The sequence below is a fragment of the Gottfriedia sp. ABJ_BB2_2 genome (genome assembly GCF_055484705.1).
In genome coordinates this window covers 91,988-116,005 of record NZ_JBVFKR010000005.1, presented here as the reverse complement: position 1 = coordinate 116,005, position 24,018 = coordinate 91,988, and the positions used below count along the sequence as shown (strand labels likewise).

Here is a 24,018-nt window from a genome sequence, read left to right as displayed (position 1 = left end):
TCAGTTAATGAATGATTTTGCTTTTTTTAGATAGGTTGATAATAGTTTGTGCCTTATTATTAATTGGACCCTTAAGAATTACACCAAGTAACACAGCTAGTACAATATAAATCAATAATATCAACAAGTCTCGATATACTGTAGACCATAATATGCCACCTGTCGCTTCTCTTAATAAGCTTATTGCATAGGTAAAAGGTAAGTATGGATTAATGACTTGAAAAAAAGTAGGTGTTACTTGCACGGGATATACTCCACCTGCACCTGAAATTTGTAAAACAAGAAAAATAATACTAATTCCTTTACCAACATTTCCAAAGACTGAAACAAAGGTATAGACAATAAATGTAAAAACGATGCTAATAAAGATACCAAATAATATAAAATAACCTTTATTTGCTGCATAAGTCCCTAAAATTAAAAAGTTACCAATAGTTACAACGATAGATTGTAAAATGGAAATTGATATAAATGTTAAAAATCTACCAAAGTAAATTTCCCTACTCTTGTAAGTCTGATCTTCATGTACTTCTGTCGTTAACAAAGAGACAAGCAATAAAGTCCCAACCCATAATGAAAGAGTTGTATAAAAAGGTGTCATGCCCGTACCATAATTCGGTATTGGGTAAATTCTTTCATTTTTAATCTTGATAGGATTTGAGTAGAAATCACTTGTTTTTTCAATGTCTGTGCGAAGAAAATTAATTAAATCCTCTAAACTACCCTGTTTTTTTGCCTCTCTAATTTTATTGGCGAGGTTTTTCACTTTTTCTTCTATCATAGGAAAATCATTTATTAATTGTTGTACTTCACCTTTTTTCAATGTTATTAAATTTGAAGTATCATTCAAGACTGCTTTAATAGTTGGTATGCTTTTTTGTGTATCATTTAAAACTGTTCTTATATTCTTAATCGATGAATTTGCTAACTTGCTGATATTATTTAGTTTTGGTGCAAATTCAGAATCAAATCTATTAGTTAGATTACCTATACTGTCATTAATGTTACTTGCATACATGTTCATTTTGCTCAGTACATCTTTTGGAACTTCTCTCCCTGATTCGAGAGCCTTTTTTACATTGTTATTTTCGTCTTGGAGCCTACTTACGTTTGATTGGACTAGTTTTAACGAAGCTATTTCGTTACTTAAATTTATAGAGTTATTCTTGTTATATGTAGAAAGAAATTGAATTAATGAGTTCAACGTCTCGCTTGAATTAGCCAATCGCTCTTCTAATTCGCGTGTAATTTTTAACGCATCAACGTTACTAATATCATTATTTTGAATTTGATACACTAGATTTTGAATCATAGATGATTGATTTTGGAGTAGAAAGAGCGCTTGTTTTATAAATGGTGTTACAGTCTGTATTGTTTTATGAATATTTTCTAGAAAATTTGCGATATCATTTGTAAATTTTTCCGCATTGGAAGCTAGGTCACTAATTAACTGTAAATCTTGATTTGCCGTTTGAATAACAGATTGAATGTTATTCATATGAACGAGTGCTTTCTTCACACCTTGCTCGATTTTTGGCAGATCCTTTTCTAGTAAAAATATGGTCTTCTCAGTTTTCTTAAGCAAAGGAAGATTTGACTGTAAATCAATGCCGATTTTATTAAATACACTTAGCACTTCAGTACTCACTGTTTTCTCGAAATTTTTAGTGATTTCGTTAGCAATTCCACTTGCACCCTTTTCTGTATATTTAGGTGCAATAATGTTTAGCTTTTCATTTACACTGTATAATAGTTCAGGTTTTTGAGGATTATCTGTTATGACTGTACTTATTTTATCTGAAAAATCGCTTGGAATGATTATACTAGCATAATATTTCCCGTGCTTAACTCCCTGATCTGCATCTTTTTGATTGGTAAATATCCACCCTAGTGTTGGTTGTTTCTTTAAAGCATGAACGACCTCTTTACCAATGTTGATATTTTTATTTAAAACCGTTGCTCCACGATCCTCATTAACAATTGCTACTTTTAAGCCTTTTGTATTTCCATATGGATTCCAAGCAGACTTAATATTAAACCATGCATACATAGATGGTAAAAAAATTAGTCCTATAATAATCATTAAAGCAGCCCAATTCGTTACGATTCGTCTTAAATCACGTCTATAAATCTCAAGAATTGCATTCACTGACAACTCACCTAATATCTTCATTTTTTTGTAGTATGCAATATATAATTAAAAACTATGCGGTATATTAGTAAACTGGAAGACAAAAAAAGACCTTCAATCTCAAATCGAAATTGAAGGTCTTTTTTTCTAAGTATATTGCTAATTATAAATTGTTTATCCTTATTCCCATCTAAAGGTTTTTGCAGCAATTAAAAAGCTGACAACCATCCATACACATAACCAGCCGAAATCGCTTGCTAAATCACCAAAGGTTGCTCCGATATTCATAATATCTCGCATTGCAGTGGATAGATGGGTGATTGGTATTGTTTTGATAATAGGTTGCAAGTATTCTGGCATATTGTTTACAGGGAAAAATACTCCTCCTAAAAACATGAGCGGAAATGAAATGAATCCGGCAATTGGTCCTGCACTTTCTGGACTTTTAGCTAAACTAGCGATAATAAAACCAATACTCATAAATGTTAAAGTCCCTAAAACAACAAATAGAACAACTAAAAGAAATGATCCTCTAATGCTTACATCAAAACCATAATAACCTATTAAAATGGTTAAAATCGCTTGCAAACTATTCAGGATTAACCTTGCTGTAATTTGGGCTGCGATAAACGTTGAAGCCTTTAAGGTTGTTCCTTGCATTCGTCTTAACACACCACGTTCTCTCCAAGACGCAATTTGCCCTGCAACCCCATTCATATTATTGTTCATGATTTGCATCGCGATAATTCCAGGTACAAGAAAATCTAAATATGAAAGAGTAATTCCCTCTACTCCTTTTAATGTTGTTACTACTTTCGGTGTATATCCAGCCATTTGCTTACTTGCACCATCTATATTAGCGGTAATAGTAGCAATTCCACCTTGTAATTGACCCATTTTACTTTCATTATAAAGAACTTGAATTTGGGCAGGGACATTTTTCTTAGAAGTAACTTGATCCTGGAAGCCTTTTTTAATTAAGATGACAAAATCTGTTTTCCCATCAGATAAAGACTTTTTCGCTTTCTTTTCATCACTATTTTGATGAATTTTAAGTGAGTTCTGCTTATCAAGTATCGATACAATTTGTTTACTTGCCTGCGTTTTATCATGATCAATTAAGTTCACTGAATAAGTAGTTGTATTGCCATCATTAAACATTAGACCAAAAATGATCATAAAGAAAAAAGGAAATAATAATGTCCATATTAAAGCTTGACGATTACGTACATAAATTCTGAGCTGAGCTAAAGTCAGTTGGTAATAAGCTCTCATTCTTCACGTAACCCCCTTCCAGTCATGCTTAAGAATACATCTTCGAGAGTCGCAGATCTTGTAGATAAATCTGAAATAGAAATATCCTTTTCTTTTGTATACTCTAATAATGAAACTAATGATAGTTGGAGATTACGTGTATACAATGTAACAAAATCATGGTTGACCACAATATTCGTTACACTTTCCAAATGATTTAATTCATCCACTCTTTCAGGTGATTTCGTTTTAAATTCAATTGCACTTTCAGCTTCAATTGAACTGACTAAATTATTTGGCGTATCCAACGCAATCAGTTTACCTTGATCCATAATACCAATTCGATCCGCTAAAACATGTGCCTCATCCATATAATGTGTAGATAAAACAACTGTTTTCCCACGTTCTTTTAAAGTAAGAATGATATCCCATAAAGTCCGACGTGCTTGTGGATCAAGTCCAGTAGTCGGTTCATCTAAAAATATAATTTGTGGATCATGTATAAGTGCTAATGCAATTGCCAACCTCTGTTTTTGACCACCTGATAAACCTTTAACTAAACTATTTTGTTTTTCTGTTAATAACATCTCATCAATAAGTGGTTGTATCGGTATATGACTAGGATAAAAACTCGCATATAATTCAATAATTTCTTTAACCTTTAATAGCTCAAATAAAGATGTAGATTGAAGCTGTATTCCAATCTCTTGCTTTATTTTACTTGCATCCTTACCGATTGTGTGCCCAGCAATTGTAGCTGTCCCGCCATCCGGTTTTCTTAATCCAACAAGCATTTCCATTGTAGTCGATTTACCTGCTCCGTTTGGGCCAAGCAAACCAAAAACTTCTCCCTTAACAACTTCAAAACTGATTCCATTAACTGCATAAAAGTCCCCGTAACGTTTTTGTAAGTTTTTTACTTCAATGATTGAATCCACTTTTTTCACCTCATCTAATGACTCGAATTAGTATTTATCTTATTACTGAGTAAAATCGCAACGCTAAGCCTGTTTCAGTATAACCTTCAACATACTTTTTTTGTGTCGAAATTTCCAATTATTAGCAATTTTTAATGCTTTTAAAATAATTTATTAATTAATAATGGAAATTTTAATTTTTTCTGACCACAGCTAACTTCTTAACATTCCACATAAAAATGTTACCTTTTATAACTTTATTGTAATGGCAATGTTTTAGCTCTGTAATAATTTTTGGTTACAATATGGTGGCAATTAAAAAAATAATTAGGTGATCATATGAAAAAAGAACGAGAACAATGGTTAGATGTGGCCAAAATGATCGGGATCTTATTAGTTGTTTATGGTCATTCTTCTGAAGGTGGTCCGCAATCAATAACATTTATTTATTGGTTTCATATGCCACTATTTTTTATGATTAGTGGATATTTATTTAAACCTGTTAATTCATTTAGTGAGCTAAAATTTTATATAAAAAAACTAGCCTTCAGATTACTTGTACCATACTGTACGTATTTAGTTTTATTTAGTATGTATAAACTAATTTTACAAGCTCAAGAGGGTTCAATTCATTTATCAACACTTATTAACGAAGGAATATCTTTGCTAATTGGCGGAAGATTTATTACTGGTATACATGGTGTCTTTTGGTATGTAACATGTTTATTTATCACTCAAATATTATTTGCAATCACATGCCTAGTTTTCAAGAAAAATCTTACTCGTTTATTAATCGTTATATCTTGTTACTTAATCGCACACTTTGAGACAATTAATTTAGTACCTTTAATCGGAAAATCAACTTTTAATAATATTTTCATTCCTTGGAATATCGACGTTGCATTTTTAGCGATTTTCTTTTTAGGCTTTGGTTACTTTGCAAAAAGACTCATCTCATCAATTCCAGACTATGTTGGTGTATTAAGCATTATCAGTAGCATAATCTTTATGAGTCTATATCATATGAATAAGTTGGATTACCATTTAAGCTTAAAATATTTACGATACGACCACTTATATTTAGACGCAATTATTCCAATCACGATGAGTATAGGCTTACTGTATTTATGCCAAATCACGGCGAAGGTAAAAATCATTAAGCCATGTACAATCTGCGGTAAAGAATCATTAACGATTATGTATATTCACTTGTTTGCAAACGCGGTGTTTTCACAGTTTTTCGATTATGGTCCAGTATTCTTCACCATTATTGGGATAACAGTACCATTACTAATAAAAAGATTCATCATTGAAAATCAACCAACCATAAAACCACTTTTTATCGGTTTAAGTGTGAAGCGCAAACGTCAATTTAAAGTAAGAACTGCATAAAAAAAAGCCCTTTTTGAAGTGCACCCCAATTGTTAGACTCAACTAACAATTGGAGGTGTATTTCATTTTAGGCTTTTTTTATTTTAATGTAACGTTTGCAACTGTAGAGCCAGCTTGAATTGACCCAGACGCATTTATTTCAATATTTTCAGCAATGTCTCCATTTGTGAATATAACAGGAGTGATCGTACTTTTTGCATTTTCTTTTATGTAGTTTAGATCAAATGTAAGTAACTGATCTCCCGCTTTTACTTTTTGGCCTTCAGTCACATGAGCTTCAAATCCTTGACCTTCTAGTTTAACCGTTTCTAATCCTACATGAATTAAAACTTCCACACCTTCATTTGAACGGATACCAACTGCGTGTTTTGTATGGAAAACTTGAACGATTTCTCCATCCACAGGTGATACAACAACACCTTCACTTGGTGTAATGGCAAAACCATCTCCCATCATCTTTTCAGCAAAGACTGGATCTGGTACTTCTGATAAATCATTGAATTCGCCAGTTAATGGTGCTTTAATGGCAACTTCCTTCGATAATGATGTTGTTGATTCAACAGTTGATTGATTTTCATTTTCACCTGTACCAAATAATTTCTTTAATTTGTTAAACATATTACTCACCTTTTCTAATATTATTCATTCCACTCTTATCATTATCTTTTCAATAAAAATAATACTAATTATCCTAACAGAAATAGTAGTGTAATGCATAGTAATTATATGTAGATATCGTGAAATTTAATAAAACGGTTTTTAATTGTTGGTTTGCTCATAATTATTTTGAATTTTATTGGTGTGCAAAGAGACATCAATTCTTTAAAAATAACTCTGGTAAAAAAGAAGGTTGATTTCCGTTTCAGGATGCTGCTTTCCATGGGGCGTGAGCTGCGCCTTCACGCTAATCCCATAGGAGCCTCGCACCTTCCACTCCAATCAATCTCTTTAAATATTCTATACTAAGATGATTCCATAAAATTTTTTCGAAAATGTTTTTTGTCAAAAACAATTAATAGTAACAGAGCCTTAAAAATAAAAAAGAGATGAATAAAACATTCACCTCTCTCTTCGTTACATATATTTTATTTGTTATATTCTTCGATGATTTTTTCTAATGACAATTCTGAAGTAGATGAGTATACAATATCAGCTTTTGATAATGACTGCTCTGAGCCAACACCTACAGCAAACATTCCTGCACCTTTAATAGAGTCAACTCCAGCTGCTGCATCTTCAATACCAATACAAGCTTTTGGATCTACATTTAATAACTCTGCCGCTGTTAAGAAGATTTCTGGGTCAGGTTTGCCTTTTTTAATTGTTGAAGCATCTACAATTACATCAAATTGCTCTTTTAAACCTAGAGATGACATAACTGCTAACGCATTTTTACTAACAGAAGCTAGTCCTAATTTTAGGCCCATCGTTTTAATATCCGCTATTAATTCTTCAATCTTTGGTAGGATATCTGTAGGAGAAATATTTTGAATTAATGAAACATAATGTTCGTTTTTCTTTTCAGCTAATGACATTTTCTCATCTGCTGTAAAATCATTATGTTTATTGCCTAATGCAAGAATTTTTTCTAGTGAATCCATGCGAGAGACACCTTTTAATTCTTCATTAAATTCGCGAGTAAAAGGTACTCCTACATCTTCACCTAGTTGCTTCCAAGCTAAGTAATGATATTCAGCAGTATCTGTAATTACACCATCTAAGTCAAAAATTATTGCTTGTAATTCCTTCGTCATTTTCTGCATCTCCTTTAAATCGCTTTTAGCTTCATTAAAAAAATTCAGAAAGAGAATATTGAGTTCTCTCTCTGAACGAATTGTTACTACTTTTGAATCGCTACTGTTAATATTCCATTTTCCGGAATAATCACTTCATTGCCATAAAGTTTTAATTGTAAAGTAGGTCCAGTTTGTGTAATAACTACATTCGATTGATTAATTTCAATTGTTAAACGATGTTTACGATAGACAATTTTAAATGAGTAATCCGTCCAAGTGCTTGGAATAAATGGCGTAAAAGATAATTCTTCATTTGCAGTACGCATTCCAGCAAAGCCCTGTACAATCGCCAACCATGAACCAGTCATACTAGTAATATGGAGTCCATCTTCAGTATCGTTATTGTAATTATCAAGATCAAGCCTTGCAGTTCGATTATACATTTCATACGCTTTTTCTTCCATACCTAATTCTGCGGCTAAAATAGAATGTACACATGGAGATAGCGATGATTCATGTACTGTCATTGGCTCGTAAAATTCAAAGTTTCGGCGTTTTTCATCCATTGAATATTGATCATTTAGGAAGTACATCCCTTGTAATACGTCAGCTTGTTTAATAAAGCAACTACGAAGGATGCGATCCCATGACCAGTTTTGGTTTAATGGACGATGTTCTTGTGCTAACTGGTCTACTGTCATTAAATCTTTATCAAGGAACGTATCATGTTGAACGAAAACATTCAATTCCTCATCATACGGGTAGTACATTTTGTTGATTATATCTTGCCACTTTTCAACTTCTTCTTTCGTAATATTCAATCCATTAACACGGTTTTCAAACCCATTGCTCTTTAAGTATTGAATGACTTCTAAAGTATACTCCAATGTCCAGCTAGCAATTCGATTAGTATACCAGTTATTATTCACATTATTTTCATATTCATTTGGACCAGTTACACCATGCATCATATATACATTTTTCTTTTTATTGAAATGTACTCGATCCGCCCAAAATCTAGAGATGCCAGCTAATACGTCGATCCCATATTCATGTAAATATGCTTTATCACCTGTATAATTTACATAATTATATACACCATATGCAATTGCTCCATTACGATGAATTTCTTCAAACGTAATTTCCCATTCATTGTGACATTCAATACCGGTAAACGTAACCATTGGATATAATGCGCCTTTTAGTCCTTGCTGTTTGGCATTATGATAAGCGCCTTCTAATTGGTTATGACGGTAAACTAATAAGTTCCGTGAGACTTCCTGTTTCGCAGTTGATAAATACAACGGTATTGCATAAGCTTCAGTATCCCAATAAGTTGCTCCACCATATTTTTCTCCTGTGAATCCTTTTGGACCGATATTTAATCGTTCATCTTCACCGTAATAGGTAGCAAATAACTGAAATAAATTAAAACGTATACCTTGTTGCGCTTCAGCATCACCACTAATCATTACATCTGCTATATCCCAACGATCTAACCATCCTTTTTTATGGTCTGCTAGTTCAGATTCAAAACCATTTGAAATAGCTTGATCTACTACTAGTTTTCCTTTAGAAACTAATTCACTTGCATCATAGTCTCGGTCTGTCGTTACTGCAACATATTTAACAAGACTGACAGATTCTCCTGTTGGAATATTGATAACAATTGTATTATCAACATATTCATCTTTTTCACTTTTTAAAATCGATGCGATTTTTGCATTTTCAGTTTGTACTGTGATTCCCATCGTAGTTGCTACTTGGAATGTAGGCGAACCAAACGGATTGTCTTTTGTTTTCATTTGAAGACTGCCAAAATAGTCTTCTACATCTCTATTAACTTCTACCCAGAAATCTTCATCGTAATTCGAATCTTCATTACGGATGTCGCCATCTAAGTAAGGTACAAATGTAATTTCACCAGTGTAGTTTTTAGCCGTAACTGTATATTTAATGACTGCTAATTCCTTCTTAGCAACAGATAGGAAGCGAATAACCTCAATGTCTGTTTCTTTTTCTCCGTGAACGACTGTAAACTTACGCGTTAATACACCATGCTGCATATCTAATTCTCTATAAAACTCTTTTACATTGGCAGTATTTAAATCCAGTTCTTCACCATTGATAAATACATTAATACCAATAAAATTTGTTGAGTTGATTACTTTTCCAAAATAATTTGGATACCCATTCTTCCACCAGCCTACGCGCGTTTTATCTGGGAACCAAACTCCAGCCACGTATGATCCACGATGGAAATCGCCCGAATACTTCTCTTCAAAATTTCCTCTCATCCCCATGTGACCGTTTCCTAAACTAACCATACTTTCTGCAAGACGAAACTCTTCTTTATGCAATTCTGTTTCTACAATTTTCCATTCGTTTACATCAAATAGTCTTTTCATTATTTTCACCTATATAAATTTTTATTTGTTGTTAACGGTTTCATTTTTATGCAACCGCTTTCGTAAAATAGAAAAAATTTTTTTGATTACTCTGCTACAAATCCTATTATATAGCATTTTTGAAAAAAAGAAATACTTATACAGAATCTGTCGAAACGTTTTCATAGATTCATATATTATTTAGGAATCTAGCGAATGCTTTATTTTATTCTATATAAACTCAAAAAAGTCTAAATATTTAGTTGGTCTATGATAAAATTAATTGATATTCGTACATTTTAAACTGAATTTACATTTTTGAGGGGCGATCTAATGATGGAAATGGTTCCTTTAGTATTTACTTTATTGAATAAAAAGATTGTCATCATAGGTGGAGGGAAAATCGCATTCCGTAAAGCAAAGACATTCATAAATAGCGGCGCAGCGATTACCATTATTAGCTCACAAATAATTGAGGATTTTAAGGAGTTCTCCAATATAACATGCATCAATAAACGCTTTGAAAAAGATGACATCAAAGAAGCTCATATTGTTATTGCTGCGACTAATGATAAAGAGATTAATCAATACATTAAAGAATGTACAACAGATTTCCAATGGTTTAACGATGTGAGTGATCAAAAAAATAGTGACTTTCATACACCAGCTGTAGTGAGAAGAGGCGATCTAGTCGTCTCTGTTTCAACCTCGGGGAAAAGCCCGATTCTGTCAAAAAAGTTAAAAAGTGAGCTAGAGAGTTATTTTGATGAACATTATGTCGAAATAGTGAACACTTATGCAGAAAATAGAAGAAAACCAGGTACTGAGTAATTCATCTACCTGGTTTTTTGTCATTAAACTACTGTTTTTTTAATTTGGCTAACGCTTCTGCGAATGGATTGTTAAACGGTTCTTCATCTTGTTTATTTTGCTGTTTTAAATATTTTTGTACATCTTTTTTCGAAACCTTACTATTTTTTTCTTTCGATCTTCTTTCTTTAAATGTAGAGAGTTTTTCGCGATGACCACATGAACAAACAAATATTTGTCCTTCACCCTCACCTCTTAGCTCTAATCGTTTGAAACAATTAGGGCATCTACTATTTGTCGATTGTGAAATAGTTTTTCTATGGCCACATTCTCTATCTTGGCAAACAAGCATCTTTCCTCTTTTTCCATTGACCTCGAGCATTAGTTTTCCACAATCAGGACATTTCGTACTGCTCATATTATCATGCTTGAATGTTTGCTCTGTTTGCTTAATTTCTTTCACAGCTTTAGATGCAAATGCGATCATGTCATTCATAAATTTATTTTTAGATAAAGTTCCTTTAGAGATTGCTTGGAGTTTTTGTTCCCACTCTGCAGTTAATGCAGGAGATTTTAACTCCTCAGGCACTAAATTTAAAAGTTGTTTACCCTTATTGGTAATAAAAATATCCTTACCCTTTTTCTCAATTAGGAAACTACTAAATAGTTTTTCAATAATATCTGCTCGCGTTGCAACAGTACCTAATCCACCAGTTTCTCCGATAGTCTTCTTCAACTCATTACTTTCCCCGGACATGAATTGAACTGGATTCTCCATTGCACTTAATAAAGTAGCCTCATTAAAAAATGCAGGTGGTTTCGTTTGGCCTTTTGCTTCAATAAATCGAGACATTTCATAAGTTTCTTTTTGATGAATGACCGGAAGCTTTTGCTCATCTTTCTGATCCTGCTCTTCTTGATCTTGAAAAACTTCTTTCCAACCAAGTGATAGTACTCTTTTCCCTTTCGCAATAAACGTTTCTTGTTCAGACTCAGCTATAATATTTGTTTGTTCATATTCAAATGGAGGAAGCAATACAGCTAAAAATCTACTGACAATTAATTCATAAATTTTATACTCTTTTGAAGAAAGCTCACTTAGTATTGGTGCTTCTTCCGTTGGAATGATTGCATGATGGTCAGAAACCTTAGTATCATCTACAAATGATTTATTTACTTTAATCGGCTGATTTGTAAGCTTCATTATTATTTTTCCATAAGGCTTCATATTACACGCAAGTAATCGTTCTTTTAATGTGTCAACTAAATCTGAAGACAAGTAGCGAGAGTCTGTACGTGGATAAGTGACTATTTTATGGTGTTCATATAGTTTTTGCATGATTGATAAAGTTTCTTTAGGAGAAAAATTATATCTTTTATTCGCTTCTCGTTGAAGCTCTGTTAAATCATACAACCCAGGTGCAAATGTTTTTTTCTGACTAGTCGATACCTCTTGGACTGATAGTCGTTTTCCTTTTAATTTCTCTACTAATTTTTGCAACTCTTCATTTGTTTTTATTTTTGTATCTTTCGTTTTTCTGTCTTGCCACGTAAACGTTACATTATTTGCAATTACTTGAAGTCCATAATATGTTTGCGGTTTAAATGCTTTAATTTCTTTTTCTCTTTCAAAAATCATTGAAAGGGTTGGAGATTGTACCCTCCCACAAGAAAGCTGAGCATTGTGCTTACACGTTAGAGCACGGGTAGCATTTATACCAACAATCCAATCTGCTTCTGCTCTTGCTACTGCAGATTGAAATAAATTTTCATATTCTTTTCCACTTCTTAAGTTACTAAATCCCTTTTTAACCGCTTTATCTGTCGCAGAAGAAATCCACAGTCTTTTAATTGGTTTATTGACTTTAGCTAATTGTAAAATCCATCTAGCAACTAGTTCACCTTCGCGCCCCGCATCTGTTGCGATTACAATATCTGCTACATCTTTTCTCAATAATTGTGTTTTTACAGCTTGAAACTGTTTACTTGTTTTTTTAATGACAATTAGTTTTAATTTTTCTGGAATCATTGGTAAGTCTTCTAAATTCCATGTTTTATATTTATGATCATAACCTTCAGGATCAGCTAATGTAACGAGGTGGCCCAATGCCCACGTTACTATATACTTATTACCTTCTAAATAACCATTTCCTTTGCGGTGACAATCCAATACCTTGGCAATATCTCTTGCAACTGAAGGTTTTTCAGCTAAAACAACTGTTTTACTCATACACTACTCCTTACTATTTACATTTTCTCTTTTACTAACTTTATCACTTCTAAAAAGATTATTCCAAACTCAAGCGGATTGCTATTTAGAATCTACCCATACTAAATGCTTTAACTAATGATATAAAGAAATATATTTTTACGTTATCCGTATTTTACAGTTCATCTTCATAACTTTGTCCCTTCTAGCACATATTAACGTATATGATATTTTTGGACATTCCAATCCATCATGTCAAAATGTCATGTCTATTAATATCTCCAGGAGGATTTATATGAGCTATTTAATTGCGTTAATAGGGTTGGTCGTTACGCTAGCTCTTGCATATATTGCTAGTACCAATCGGAAAATCATCAAAATTCGTCCGATTATCATGATGATTGTTCTTCAAATTATTTTGGCGTACCTTTTATTAAAAACTGTTATTGGTATCAAAATTATTCAAGGGATTGCGAAAGTCTTCGATAAATTACTACTGTATGCGGCCGACGGGATTAACTTTGTTTTCGGTGGGGTCGCGAATGAAGGGGCTTTTGTTTTCTTCTTAAATGTACTATTACCAATTGTTTTCATTTCTGTATTAATTGGAATTCTACAATACACGAGAATATTACCTTTTATCATGAAAGGCATCGGTTTACTTTTAAGTAAAATAAACGGCATGGGAAAATTGGAATCATATAATGCCATAGCCTCTGCGATAGTAGGACAATCTGAAGTATTTATTACAGTCAAAAAACAACTAGGTCAATTAGCACCACATCGTCTCTATACATTGTGTGCTTCAGCTATGTCGACTGTTTCAATGTCTATTGTCGGTGCATATATGACAATGATTGAACCACGTTATGTTGTAACTGCAATTATATTGAACTTATTCGGTGGTTTTATTATTTCATCAATCATTAATCCGTATAAAGTATCAGACGAAGAGGATATATTAGTTGTTCAAGATGAAGAAAAACAAACTTTTTTTGAAATGATTGGAGAATACATTTTAGATGGATTTAAAGTTGCTATTATTGTAGCTGCGATGTTAATCGGTTTTGTTGCTCTGATCTCTTTAATTAATAATGTTTTTGATTTAATATTCGGAATTACATTCCAAGCGATTCTAGGCTATGTTTTTGCACCAATTGCATTTTTGATGGGTATACCAGCATCAGATATCATCAAAGCTGGTGGAGTCATGGCTACCAAATTGGTTACAAATGAATTCGTTGCAATGGATGCTTTATCAAAAGTGGCCAAAGGATTTTCTCCGAAAACGATTGGGATTATATCAGTTTTCCTTGTTTCCTTTGCTAATTTTTCTTCAATTGGTATTATCGCAGGAGCAGTTAAAGGATTAAACGAAAAACAAGGTAATGTCGTTGCACGATTCGGATTGAAGTTACTTTACGGTGCTACTTTAGTCAGTGTTTTATCTGGAATTATTGTCAGTTTAGTTCTGACATAAGAAAAAAGATGTTTTTATGCGACAAGCATAAAGGGAAATTTCCCTTTATGCTTTTTTGTTGGAATTTTATCATTCATTTTTAAAATCGCGTTAAAAAGTTTACAACATGGAAACATCCTATGACGAAATTAGAAACATTTAAATCATATGATACAAACATCAAGATTTTAGGAGAGTGATCTGGAAAAAAGAATTGATCCTATTGTGAAGATCATAATGAAGAGAATACATGATGGTCATTTTTAGTTGATTATTTTTTTTGCAGAAATTTGACGTTTTATAATTCTAAAAAAATAAAGGATTTAAATAGATTAAGAGCAAATTTAGTAAGTAATTCCAATTTTAAGGAGAGAGACAATGACAAATAAGATCGTATCTGTACTTCTCGGAATGTTTTTATTCCTTTTACCGACGGCTAATGCTACTTCTTTAACTTCAAGTTTTACAGATAATGAGTTCGCTAACTATATAGATAATCTAACATTGAATACAACTGAAGCTGCATATGGACAAACAATTGATATTGGGCTAACAACGAAAAAAAGCTTTGGACATATATCTTTATTCTTTTCAAATGGAACAAAAAAGAATGAAGTATCGTTAGCAAAAACTTCTAATAATTACTATTCCGGAAAAATAAATATTACAAGCAATTTTGAAAAAGGAGTTTACCAACTTTCATCTATTAAGCTAGATGAACAAGATTTATCAATTACAGATAAAGATATTAAGTTTTCAATTGTAGAGCTACCTGCACCAACTATTGAAAATATGTCAAATAAATCTACGACGATTAAAGGAGGATTTCTTCCAAATAGCGAGGTTCAGGTTTTAAAAAATAATATTCTATTAAAAACTTTACCTACAAATTCTAAGGGTGAATATTCTTATGTCGTTAAACCGATTAAAGCTGGAACAAAAATAACTGTGGTCGGTTTAAGTAATGACATAAAAAGTCAATCTACTACAATTTCAGTCTCTGATTTAATTGCACCATCTGTGTCGTCTATTTCTGCTGTTTCTGATCAATCACAATCTATATCTGGTAAGTCTGAAGCGTATGCAAGTGTTAAGGTTTATAACGCGAACAAGCTAATCGGCAAGGGTGTCGTGACTTCATATGGAAAATTTAACGTAAAAATCGCTAAACAAAAAGCAAATGCCGTACTTGAAGTCATTACAATTGATAAAAGTAACAATCAAAGTAAACCTATGTCAGTTCGTGTATTAGACCGTACGGCACCATCAGCGCCTACTATTAAGTCTCTTAAAGAGAACGCAACAATTATTACAGGGAAAACAGAACCAAAAGCAACTGTAAAGCTTTACATTAATAATGGTTACATCGCAAAAACTACATCAAATAGTATCGGTACGTATTCATTTAGAGTAAGCAAATTAAAAGCTTATGCCAGCATTAAAATTACTTCTCAAGACTTAGCTGGAAACCAAAGTAAGCCTGCTACCATTGAGGTGCAAAGCAAGCAGCCTCTTGCAAATGGCCAATTAATTATTATTAACACACAATCTAATAAACTATCATATTACAATAAGGGAAAACTTGTTAAAACATTTAGTGTTGCAACTGGTAAATCATCAACTCCTACACCAACTGGTAAATTTAAAATCTTAAACAAAATTAAAAATCGACCATGGTATAAGGAAAATATCCCTGGTGGTGACCCAAGAAACCCTCTTGGAAAGCGTTGGATGGGATTAAGTGTGGGCAATTCTCCTGGAAACTCTTATGGGATCCACGGAAATAATAAAGAAAGCTCAATTGGACAATCGGTAAGCAATGGTTGTATTCGTATGCACAACAGCGAGATTGCGTGGCTTTTTGAACAAATTCAAACAGGTACAACTGTCATTATTGCTAAATCCTCCAACTCAAATGGGAAAATTGCTCATTCACATGGTATTTCGATTGCATCATAAGTTAGTCATAACATCTAGACTGTCCGGGTATGTCTCGGCAGTCTTTTTTTGTATAAGAAATAAATATTCCTCTTACTCTTTATAGCACTGTAACCAACATATTTTCTGATAGCATTCTATTCATTTTTCATTAATAATAATAAGTAAAAAGGAAAATTCTAGAAAGGGACTGGTTTGTTTTGAAAAAATTTTTACCGTTATTGATACTCGCATTTAGCATTCTTTATATTTTTTTCATACCTTCTGAACCAATTGGTTTAAAAATTTTATTTAAGTTAATTCCGATGCTGTTAATTTTGTATTTTGCTTTTTCTCTGAAGCCTGTTCAGTCACCGAAATATCGTATGCTTGTCCTTATTGGATTATTTTTTTGTATGGTTGGAGATGGTACCTTAATTTGGTTTGTAGTTGGTCTAAGTGCTTTTTTAATTGGGCATCTATTTTACACTGCTGGTTTTATTTCAAGCTGGAATTACTCTCATAAACGTATGTTATCAATTATCCCTATAGCCATATACGCATTTTTAATGTGCTCTAATATAACGGCAGCGCTAATTGACAAAGGTGATCGTGGTTTAATACTTCCTGTGATTGCATATACAATTGCCATTTCTACGATGGTATTTACTGCGATCATGACTGGGAATAAATGGGCCATTATAGGCAGCGTTTTATTTATCATATCTGACTCTATTCTTTCGTGGGATCTATTTGTACAAACCGTTAGTTACAGTCATCAATTGATCATGATTACATACTATAGTGCACAATTTTTAATCGCTAGAAGTATATTATCTCTAAAATCTATTGCTTAATATTTTACTTTCAAATACAGAACAAACTAAAATAAAAGAGTAAGCTGAATCGTTAAACTAGCAAATGTAAGCGCATTTTTATTTGTAGAAAAGGAGTTATTCAAATGAAAAATGAATTAATAAATCGTTTAATTAGTTATGCTAAAGTAGATACACAATCAAACGCAAGCAGCAATACATGCCCTTCTACACCGGGTCAATTAACGTTGGGACGTATGCTAGTTGAAGAGTTAAAAGAAATTGGATTAGTTGAAGTTACGATGGATGAAAACGGATATGTTATGGCTACTTTACCAGCTAACTCTGAAAAGGACATTCCTACAATCGGGTTTCTAGCTCACGTTGATACTGCTACTGACTTCACCGGTAAGAATGTTAATCCTCAGATTGTTGAAAGTTATGATGGTGAAGATATCGTTTTAAATGATTCACTAAATATTATCTTATCTCCAAAACAATCTCCTGAGCTTAGCAAGTATAAAGGACATACGTTAATAACAACTGATGGCACAACACTTCTCGGCGCAGATAATAAAGCTGGTATTGCTGAAATCATGACAGCAATGGCCTATTTAGTACAACACCCCGAAATAAAGCATGGTCGAATTCGAGTTGCTTTTACACCTGATGAAGAGATTGGCAGAGGTCCACATAAATTCGATGTGAAAGCATTTGATGCAAAGTATGCATACACAATGGATGGTGGTCCATTAGGAGAGCTTCAGTATGAAAGCTTTAATGCCGCTGGTGCGACCATTACCGTAAAAGGTAAAAGCGTTCATCCAGGTACTGCAAAAGGCAAAATGATTAATTCAACAAAAATTGCCATGGAAATTAATCAATCATTACCAGTTGAAGAAGCGCCAGAATATACAGATGGATATGATGGATTCTATCACTTAATCTCAATTGAAGGTGATGTTGAGGAAACAAAATTACAATACATTATCAGAGATTTCGATAAAGAAAAATTTCAGCAACGAAAAGAAACATTAAACAATATTGTTAATCGCTTAAAAGAATCTTACGGTGAAAACAGTATCCTAATAGAAATGAACGATCAGTACTACAATATGAGAGAAAAAATCGAACCAGTTAAACACGTAGTCGATATTGCTTATGACGCGATGAAAAACTTAGATATTTCACCTATTGTCGAACCAATTCGTGGAGGTACTGACGGATCTCAGCTTTCATACATGGGTCTTCCAACTCCAAATATTTTCACTGGCGGAGAAAACTACCATGGAAAGTTTGAGTATATCTCTGTAGACAACATGGTCAAAGCAACAAATGTCATGATAGAAGTCATTAAATTATATGAGTCAAAAGCTTAAGGCAAATCCTATAAAAATGAGAAAAAACGCATTAGTTAGTACTATGCGTTTTTTCATTGTTGGCTCGGTTAAAAAAAGTTGTTGATTTCACTCCAGGATGCTCGCTTTCCGTGGGCGTGCGCTTTAGCCTCCTCGGCGCTACGCACCTGCGGGGTCTCACCTATCCCGCTACTCCCACAGGAGTCGAGCACCTTCCGTTCCAATCAACTTCTTAATGAATCTTTATGACTTTAGATAACTTGTTTAAAAATATTAACCTAATAGATTATGCCTTTAACTTTTTAATAAATACTACCTTTAAATAGTTTCCTTCTTTAAAGTGCTGATTCGTTTTAAAATCATCTGGAAGTGAGTATTCCTCCATTAATTTATATTGACCACCTAATTCTTTAAATGCACTATCTATGAAGGTTTTAAATTTATTCATTCCAAATGAACTACAATTTGTTGAGGCTACAATCACACCATTGTCTTCCGTAATTGTAATTGCTTCTTTAAGAAGATCCTTATAATCCTTTTCCGCACTGAATGTATGTTTTTTTGATCTTGCAAAGCTTGGCGGGTCTAAGATAACCATATCAAATAAAAGGTTTTTCTTAACTGCGTATTTGAAATAATGGAATACATCTTCCACTATAATGTCTTGTGTACTTGGATCGATGTTATTTATACTAAATTGCTCTTTTGTCTTCTGTAAACTTCTATTCGCTAGGTCAACACTTGTTGTTTTAACTGCTCCACCCATCGCAGCAAATACAGAAAATGCGCCTGTGTATGAGAACGTATTTAGTACTCTTTTTCCATAAGCGTATTTATCACGAATTAACTTACGGACTTCACGCTGATCTAGAAATACCCCTACCATCGCACCATCATTTAAATAGATTGCAAAATGAACGCCATTTTCCTTTACGATAATTGGAAATTCGCCTTTTTCACCCGTTACAAAATCATCTTCTTCAATGTACTGACCTTTTGAATCAAAACGTTTCTTCTGATAAATCCCTTTAAATTCAACTATTTTTGTTAAAGCATCAATGATATAGTCTCTAAATTGGTAAATGCCTTCACTATACCAACTAATGACATAATAGCCATCATAATAATCAATAATTAAACCGCCAATACCGTCACCTTCGCCATTAAATACTCTAAAAGCAGTCGTATCTGGGTTATTATAAAAAGCGCCACGAGTACTAATTGCAGTTTGAATCTTATCTTTAAAAAATCTTGGACCAATTTCTTCATTTGAATCAAAGCTTAGTAACCAACCAAGGCCTTTATTTTGCTTACCGTAATAGCCTTTTCCTAAAAATTGGTTACGTTCATCAACAAGCTTAACAACTGTTCCTTCATTCGTTAAATCTTTACTATTCATAATGGATTCCTTCGAAATAAGTGGATATCCATTCTTATAATCTTTTACATATTTTTGTTTCACCTTTAATTGCAGTTCATTTTTCATGCTTTCACCAGTCATTCTTATATTTTATCTCAGTATTTCCATAATCATTTTTAATTAAAATAGATAGTGAAAACATTTGATAATCATCGTTTCCCTTAGCCTTTTCATCGCTTTATTAAGCATAGTATACACATTACGGAAAGGCAATTTATTCCCATTAATCCTTTTAAGTGAATCCTATTTATCTCCTAAAGAAAAAACCTTGTCTGAACAGACAAGGTTTAAGTATTATTTACATTAAATATTCTGTTGGATACGTCTAGCGAAATCGACAAATTTAAATTTATCTGGCCTATGACGAGATTGTCCATACTGTAATAGTGATCCGTCATCTAAATAAACGAATGTATTCACAACTACAACCATATCATAGCCATCTAGGTCCAAGTACTTTCGATCATCTTCATTACAAGTTTGTACAACGATTTCTTTTTTAGCAAAGCCAATATTTAATGATAGGGTATTTTCTATATAATCAAAGATTGAGCCTTCACAAATTTCTTTTGAAAGTTTCTCTACATATTCACCGTTATAGTATTCTTTATCAAGAATAATTTTTTTCCCATCAATTTTTCGAGATCTGATTACTTTCCAGATAGATATCTCGTCATCAATAAGTAATTGTTCTTTGATAAATTTGCTAGGTTTCTTCAATTCTAGCCTTTCAACAATCGTTTCAGCTGTTCTGCCTATTTGCGCTGATAGCTCTTTAAAGCTAATTAGTCCAGTAACTGGAAAATTAAACTTTGCAGTATCTAAAATAAACGAGCCTTTACCTTTAACCTTATTGATATAGCCATTTTGTTCGAGCATTTGCAATGATTTTCTAATTGTATCTCTAGATACATCAAATTGTTCCATTAAACATTTTTCAGAAGGTATTTTACTTCCAACTGAATAAATGCCTTTTTCTATCTGCTCAATTAATTTATGGTAGATAGAAATATATTTCGCATTCATATTCATCACCTAGGAAAATTTTATTATAATCTTCCTTATTTCTCAAGAAGGTAACAGACTGACTCGTATGGACGTAAACGAATTTCATGTAAATCTAAACTAGAATCATCATAATTTGAAATCAAAATGCTTCGTTTATAGTTGGTAATATCAATGTTGTCAGGTAAGTTAAAAATTGTCTCTTCAGCATAGAAATTATTAATGACGATTAGTTTTTGATTTCCTAAATTACGTGCATAAGCAAAAATATTTTCATGATCCATCATAAGTGATTCATAATCACCTTCTGAAATAATGTCATACTGTTTTCGTAGTTGGACAAGCTTTTTATAATGATAAAAAACTGAATGCTGATCACTTAGCGCATTTTCTACATTTATTTCGTTAAAATCCTTACCGGTAGGAATCCAAGGTGTTCCTGTTGTGAAACCAGCATGATTTGAGTTATCCCACTGCATTGGTGTACGAGAATTATCTCTTGATTTACTTTGAAGAATATTGATTATGTCTGACTCTGATACACCTTCTGATTTTAATATTTCATAGTAATTTAAACTTTCTACGTCCCTGTATTGCTCGATTTGATCGAATTTTGGATTTGGCATGCCTATTTCTTCGCCTTGATAAATATAAGGAGTTCCTCTTAATAAATGCATTGCTGTTGCTAGCATTTTAGCAGATTCTTTGTGGTACTCCTCATCATTTCCAATACGTGAAACAATTCGTGGTTGATCATGATTGCACCAAAATAATGCATTCCAACCATTCCCCTCTTGCATTCCTTTTTGCCATGAATCAAGAATGTTCTTTAATGACTTAAAATCGAAATCCATTACAGACCATTTTTCTCCATCCTTATAATCAATCTTAAGATGGTGGAAATTAAATACCATTGATAATTCTTTTTCTTCTGGATTCGAGTATTGAATACAGTGTTCAATTGAAGTAGAAGACATTTCTCCAACTGTAATAATATCTTCACTTTGTCCGAAGGTTTCTTTATTTAATTTTTTTAGATATTCATGAATTCTCGGCCCGTCTGTATAGAATCTTCTTCCATCGCCAATTTCATCATCTTCTAATTGGTCTGGCTTTGAAATCAAGTTAATTACATCTAATCTAAAGCCTTTGACGCCTTTATCTATCCAAAAATTCACAATATCAAATACTTCCTTTTGAACTTGGACATTTTCCCAATTTAAGTCTGGTTGTGTCTTATCAAAAAGATGTAGATAATATTCATTTGAACCTTCAATTTTCTCCCATGCAGAACCACCAAACTTTGAGATCCAATTCGTTGGTTCTCCATTATTGCTTTCTTTAAATAGATAGTATTCTTTATACTTTTTATCTCCTGCTAGTGCCTTTTGAAACCACTCATGCTCTGATGATGTATGATTAAAAACCATATCTAGCATGATCTCTATATTTCTTTCTTTTGCAGCTTTTACTAATTCCTCAAAATCGTTCATTGACCCATAGGCAGGATCAATATTACGATAATCTGCAACGTCATAACCATTATCATTTTGCGGAGATACATAAAATGGGGTAAGCCAAATGTAGTCGACACCTAATTCTTTTAAATAATCTAGTTTTTTTGTAACGCCATTTAAGTCTCCAAAGCCATCTCCATTTGAATCATAAAAAGACTTCGGATAAATTTGGTATACAACACTGTTCTTAAAATCCTTCATTTTTAATAATCTCCTTGATTGTAAACTTTGAAAGGAAGGAAAAATAACTTTTCCTTCCTCTTAAATAATTATGAATTTTTTACTAGCAGTTTTTTCTTATTAAAGATAATTGTTAATATAAATGGAATGACAATTGCAACTAACATTGCTACTGCAAACATTCCCATATGTTTTGGTTGAATAGATAGAATACCAGGTAGTCCACCTACTCCAATAGAGTTAGCCATAACGCCAGATCCAACTGAAATAATACCAGCGATTCCAGATCCAATCATTGCTGCCAAGAATGGATAAGCGTATTTTAAGTTAATCCCAAACATTGCGGGTTCTGTTACACCTAAATAACATGAGATCGCCGCTGGAATTGAAATTTGTTTTTCTTCTTCATTTTTTCTATTTAAATAAATAATTGCTAATACTGCAGAACCTTGAGCAATATTTGATAATGCAATCATTGGCCATAGGTTCGTACCGCCAAGCTCACTCATTAATTGTAAATCAATTGCGTTCGTCATATGGTGTAAGCCTGTAATTACTAATGGAGCATAGAAGAATCCAAATACTAAAGCAAATAACCAACCAAATGATGATGTTAACCCAGAATAAACAACATGAGAAATTGCTGAACCAACTTTCCAACCTAGTGGTCCTAAAACTATATGCGCAATTAATACTGTTGGTACAAGTGCTAAAAATGGTACAACGATCATTGAAATTGCACTTGGAACAACTTTTCTAATACTTCTCTCTAAAAATGCTAATGTAAAACCTGCTAAAATAGCTGGAATAACTTGAGCTTGATAACCAATCATGTCAATTTTTGCGAAACCAAAGTCCCAGAATGGTGCCTCTGCCCCACCAGATACTGCATAAGCATTTAGTAATTGTGGAGAAACAAGTGTAATCCCCAGGACAATACCTAAAATTTGAGTCGTACCCATTTTCTTTGTAATCGACCATGTGATACCAACAGGTAAGAAGTGGAAGATTGCTTCACCTATTAACCATAAAAATGAATGCACACCAGCCCAAAATTGTGAAGTTTCTACAATCGTTTTTGTTCCATCTTCTAATAACTTAATATCACCAATAATATTTCGGAATCCTAAAATTAGACCCCCAACAACAATTGCAGGAATTAATGGAGAAAAAATTTCTGCTAAATGCGCAAGTACACGCTGTAACCAAGTCATGTTTTGTCTTGCTGCAACTTTTGCGTCTTCCTTAGATGATTCATCAACACCAGCTAATTCTACAAAATCATTGTAAAACATTGATACTTCGTTCCCAATAATAACTTGGAATTGCCCTGCCTGTGTAAATGTTCCCTTAACTAATTTAAGTTCTTGTATCTTTTTCTCATCAGCTTTTTTAACATCTTTTAATACAAAACGCATACGTGTTGCACAATGTGTAACTGTTGCGATATTCTCTTTGCCACCGATATGTTGAAGTAATTGTTTTGCATCATCACTATAACGACCCATTTC

The 24,018-nt window shown here is 32.9% G+C and carries 17 protein-coding genes; 6 read left to right on the top strand and 11 right to left on the bottom strand.

Annotated elements, in window-relative coordinates; all coding sequences use genetic code 11:
• Window positions 1–4 precede the first annotated feature (4 nt).
• The 3 genes from ACX6U0_RS13080 to ACX6U0_RS13070 form a co-directional block, all read right to left on the bottom strand.
• Window positions 5–2,149, bottom strand: a complete 2,145-nt coding sequence (locus ACX6U0_RS13080) for a YhgE/Pip family protein (RefSeq protein WP_464960362.1) — start codon at window positions 2,147–2,149, stop codon at window positions 5–7.
• 162 nt (window positions 2,150–2,311) lie between these two features.
• Window positions 2,312–3,406 carry an ABC transporter permease gene (locus ACX6U0_RS13075; RefSeq protein ID WP_464960361.1) on the bottom strand — a complete coding sequence of 365 codons (1,095 nt, stop codon included), beginning with the start codon at window positions 3,404–3,406 and terminating at the stop codon, window positions 2,312–2,314.
• A complete protein-coding gene (locus tag ACX6U0_RS13070) occupies window positions 3,403–4,332 on the bottom strand; it encodes an ABC transporter ATP-binding protein (protein WP_464960360.1) in 930 nt (309 codons plus the stop codon). Before ACX6U0_RS13070 ends, ACX6U0_RS13075 begins: the two co-directional genes overlap by 4 nt.
• A gap of 309 nt (window positions 4,333–4,641) precedes the next feature.
• On the opposite strand from ACX6U0_RS13070, the gene ACX6U0_RS13065 reads away from it, so the two are divergent.
• Window positions 4,642–5,694 (top strand): acyltransferase family protein, encoded by a 1,053-nt coding sequence (locus ACX6U0_RS13065; RefSeq protein WP_464960359.1) that lies wholly within the window; start codon window positions 4,642–4,644, stop codon window positions 5,692–5,694.
• Window positions 5,695–5,772: 78 nt separating this feature from the next.
• Here ACX6U0_RS13065 and ACX6U0_RS13060 read toward each other — a convergent pair whose 3' ends face one another.
• From ACX6U0_RS13060 to ACX6U0_RS13050, 3 genes are all read right to left on the bottom strand, one after another.
• Window positions 5,773–6,312, bottom strand: coding sequence for a PTS sugar transporter subunit IIA (locus ACX6U0_RS13060; RefSeq protein WP_464960358.1), 540 nt, complete (start codon window positions 6,310–6,312; stop codon window positions 5,773–5,775).
• A 467-nt stretch (window positions 6,313–6,779) separates the two neighbouring features.
• Window positions 6,780–7,448 (bottom strand): beta-phosphoglucomutase, encoded by a 669-nt coding sequence (gene pgmB, locus ACX6U0_RS13055; RefSeq protein ID WP_464960357.1) that lies wholly within the window; start codon window positions 7,446–7,448, stop codon window positions 6,780–6,782.
• 86 nt (window positions 7,449–7,534) lie between these two features.
• Window positions 7,535–9,838, bottom strand: a complete 2,304-nt coding sequence (locus ACX6U0_RS13050; protein WP_464960356.1) for a glycoside hydrolase family 65 protein — start codon at window positions 9,836–9,838, stop codon at window positions 7,535–7,537.
• A gap of 312 nt (window positions 9,839–10,150) precedes the next feature.
• Here ACX6U0_RS13050 and ACX6U0_RS13045 point away from each other — a divergent pair, with 312 nt between their 5' ends.
• Window positions 10,151–10,648: a precorrin-2 dehydrogenase/sirohydrochlorin ferrochelatase family protein gene (locus tag ACX6U0_RS13045; RefSeq protein WP_464960355.1), complete on the top strand. Its 498-nt coding sequence runs from the start codon at window positions 10,151–10,153 to the stop codon at window positions 10,646–10,648.
• A gap of 28 nt (window positions 10,649–10,676) precedes the next feature.
• Here the strand turns inward: ACX6U0_RS13045 and ACX6U0_RS13040 are convergent, their stop codons facing one another.
• Entirely contained in the window at window positions 10,677–12,857 is a 2,181-nt protein-coding gene (locus ACX6U0_RS13040; RefSeq protein ID WP_464960354.1) for a DNA topoisomerase III, read from the bottom strand.
• A 274-nt stretch (window positions 12,858–13,131) separates the two neighbouring features.
• Here ACX6U0_RS13040 and ACX6U0_RS13035 point away from each other — a divergent pair, with 274 nt between their 5' ends.
• From ACX6U0_RS13035 to pepT, 4 genes are all read left to right on the top strand, one after another.
• Window positions 13,132–14,316, top strand: coding sequence for a NupC/NupG family nucleoside CNT transporter (locus ACX6U0_RS13035; protein ID WP_464960353.1), 1,185 nt, complete (start codon window positions 13,132–13,134; stop codon window positions 14,314–14,316).
• A 357-nt stretch (window positions 14,317–14,673) separates the two neighbouring features.
• Complete coding sequence (locus tag ACX6U0_RS13030) at window positions 14,674–16,254, top strand: L,D-transpeptidase (RefSeq protein WP_464960352.1); 1,581 nt, start codon at window positions 14,674–14,676, stop codon at window positions 16,252–16,254.
• Window positions 16,255–16,433: 179 nt separating this feature from the next.
• A complete protein-coding gene (locus ACX6U0_RS13025; protein WP_464960351.1) occupies window positions 16,434–17,069 on the top strand; it encodes a lysoplasmalogenase in 636 nt (211 codons plus the stop codon).
• A 104-nt stretch (window positions 17,070–17,173) separates the two neighbouring features.
• Window positions 17,174–18,406, top strand: a complete 1,233-nt coding sequence (gene pepT, locus ACX6U0_RS13020) for a peptidase T (RefSeq protein WP_464960350.1) — start codon at window positions 17,174–17,176, stop codon at window positions 18,404–18,406.
• Between the two features lie 265 nt (window positions 18,407–18,671).
• On the opposite strand, the gene ACX6U0_RS13015 is transcribed toward pepT, so the two are convergent.
• The 4 genes from ACX6U0_RS13015 to treP form a co-directional block, all read right to left on the bottom strand.
• Entirely contained in the window at window positions 18,672–19,871 is a 1,200-nt protein-coding gene (locus ACX6U0_RS13015) for a class I SAM-dependent rRNA methyltransferase (RefSeq protein ID WP_464960349.1), read from the bottom strand.
• 237 nt (window positions 19,872–20,108) lie between these two features.
• Complete coding sequence (treR, locus tag ACX6U0_RS13010) at window positions 20,109–20,831, bottom strand: trehalose operon repressor (RefSeq protein ID WP_464960348.1); 723 nt, start codon at window positions 20,829–20,831, stop codon at window positions 20,109–20,111.
• 35 nt (window positions 20,832–20,866) lie between these two features.
• Window positions 20,867–22,528: an alpha,alpha-phosphotrehalase gene (treC, locus tag ACX6U0_RS13005; protein ID WP_464960347.1), complete on the bottom strand. Its 1,662-nt coding sequence runs from the start codon at window positions 22,526–22,528 to the stop codon at window positions 20,867–20,869.
• Window positions 22,529–22,596: 68 nt separating this feature from the next.
• The gene (gene treP / locus ACX6U0_RS13000) at window positions 22,597–24,015 is read right to left on the bottom strand and encodes a PTS system trehalose-specific EIIBC component (RefSeq protein WP_464960346.1); all 1,419 of its coding nucleotides are present in this window, start codon (window positions 24,013–24,015) and stop codon (window positions 22,597–22,599) included.
• Between the last annotated feature and the right edge of the window lie 3 nt (window positions 24,016–24,018).

Excerpts from the sequence above, each read along its gene's own strand:
- ACX6U0_RS13075 (WP_464960361.1), bottom strand. The coding sequence starts at position 3,406 with ATGAGAGCTTATTACCAACTGACTTTAGCTCAGCTCAGAATTTATGTA.
- ACX6U0_RS13015 (WP_464960349.1), bottom strand. The coding sequence starts at position 19,871 with ATGAAAAATGAACTGCAATTAAAGGTGAAACAAAAATATGTAAAAGAT.
- ACX6U0_RS13035 (WP_464960353.1), top strand. The coding sequence starts at position 13,132 with ATGAGCTATTTAATTGCGTTAATAGGGTTGGTCGTTACGCTAGCTCTT.
- treR (WP_464960348.1), bottom strand. The coding sequence starts at position 20,831 with ATGAATGCGAAATATATTTCTATCTACCATAAATTAATTGAGCAGATA.
- ACX6U0_RS13065 (WP_464960359.1), top strand. The coding sequence starts at position 4,642 with ATGAAAAAAGAACGAGAACAATGGTTAGATGTGGCCAAAATGATCGGG.
- treC (WP_464960347.1), bottom strand. The coding sequence starts at position 22,528 with ATGAAGGATTTTAAGAACAGTGTTGTATACCAAATTTATCCGAAGTCT.
- ACX6U0_RS13030 (WP_464960352.1), top strand. The coding sequence starts at position 14,674 with ATGACAAATAAGATCGTATCTGTACTTCTCGGAATGTTTTTATTCCTT.
- ACX6U0_RS13050 (WP_464960356.1), bottom strand. The coding sequence starts at position 9,838 with ATGAAAAGACTATTTGATGTAAACGAATGGAAAATTGTAGAAACAGAA.
- ACX6U0_RS13045 (WP_464960355.1), top strand. The coding sequence starts at position 10,151 with ATGATGGAAATGGTTCCTTTAGTATTTACTTTATTGAATAAAAAGATT.
- pepT (WP_464960350.1), top strand. The coding sequence starts at position 17,174 with ATGAAAAATGAATTAATAAATCGTTTAATTAGTTATGCTAAAGTAGAT.
- ACX6U0_RS13060 (WP_464960358.1), bottom strand. The coding sequence starts at position 6,312 with ATGTTTAACAAATTAAAGAAATTATTTGGTACAGGTGAAAATGAAAAT.
- pgmB (WP_464960357.1), bottom strand. The coding sequence starts at position 7,448 with ATGACGAAGGAATTACAAGCAATAATTTTTGACTTAGATGGTGTAATT.
- ACX6U0_RS13040 (WP_464960354.1), bottom strand. The coding sequence starts at position 12,857 with ATGAGTAAAACAGTTGTTTTAGCTGAAAAACCTTCAGTTGCAAGAGAT.
- treP (WP_464960346.1), bottom strand. The coding sequence starts at position 24,015 with ATGGGTCGTTATAGTGATGATGCAAAACAATTACTTCAACATATCGGT.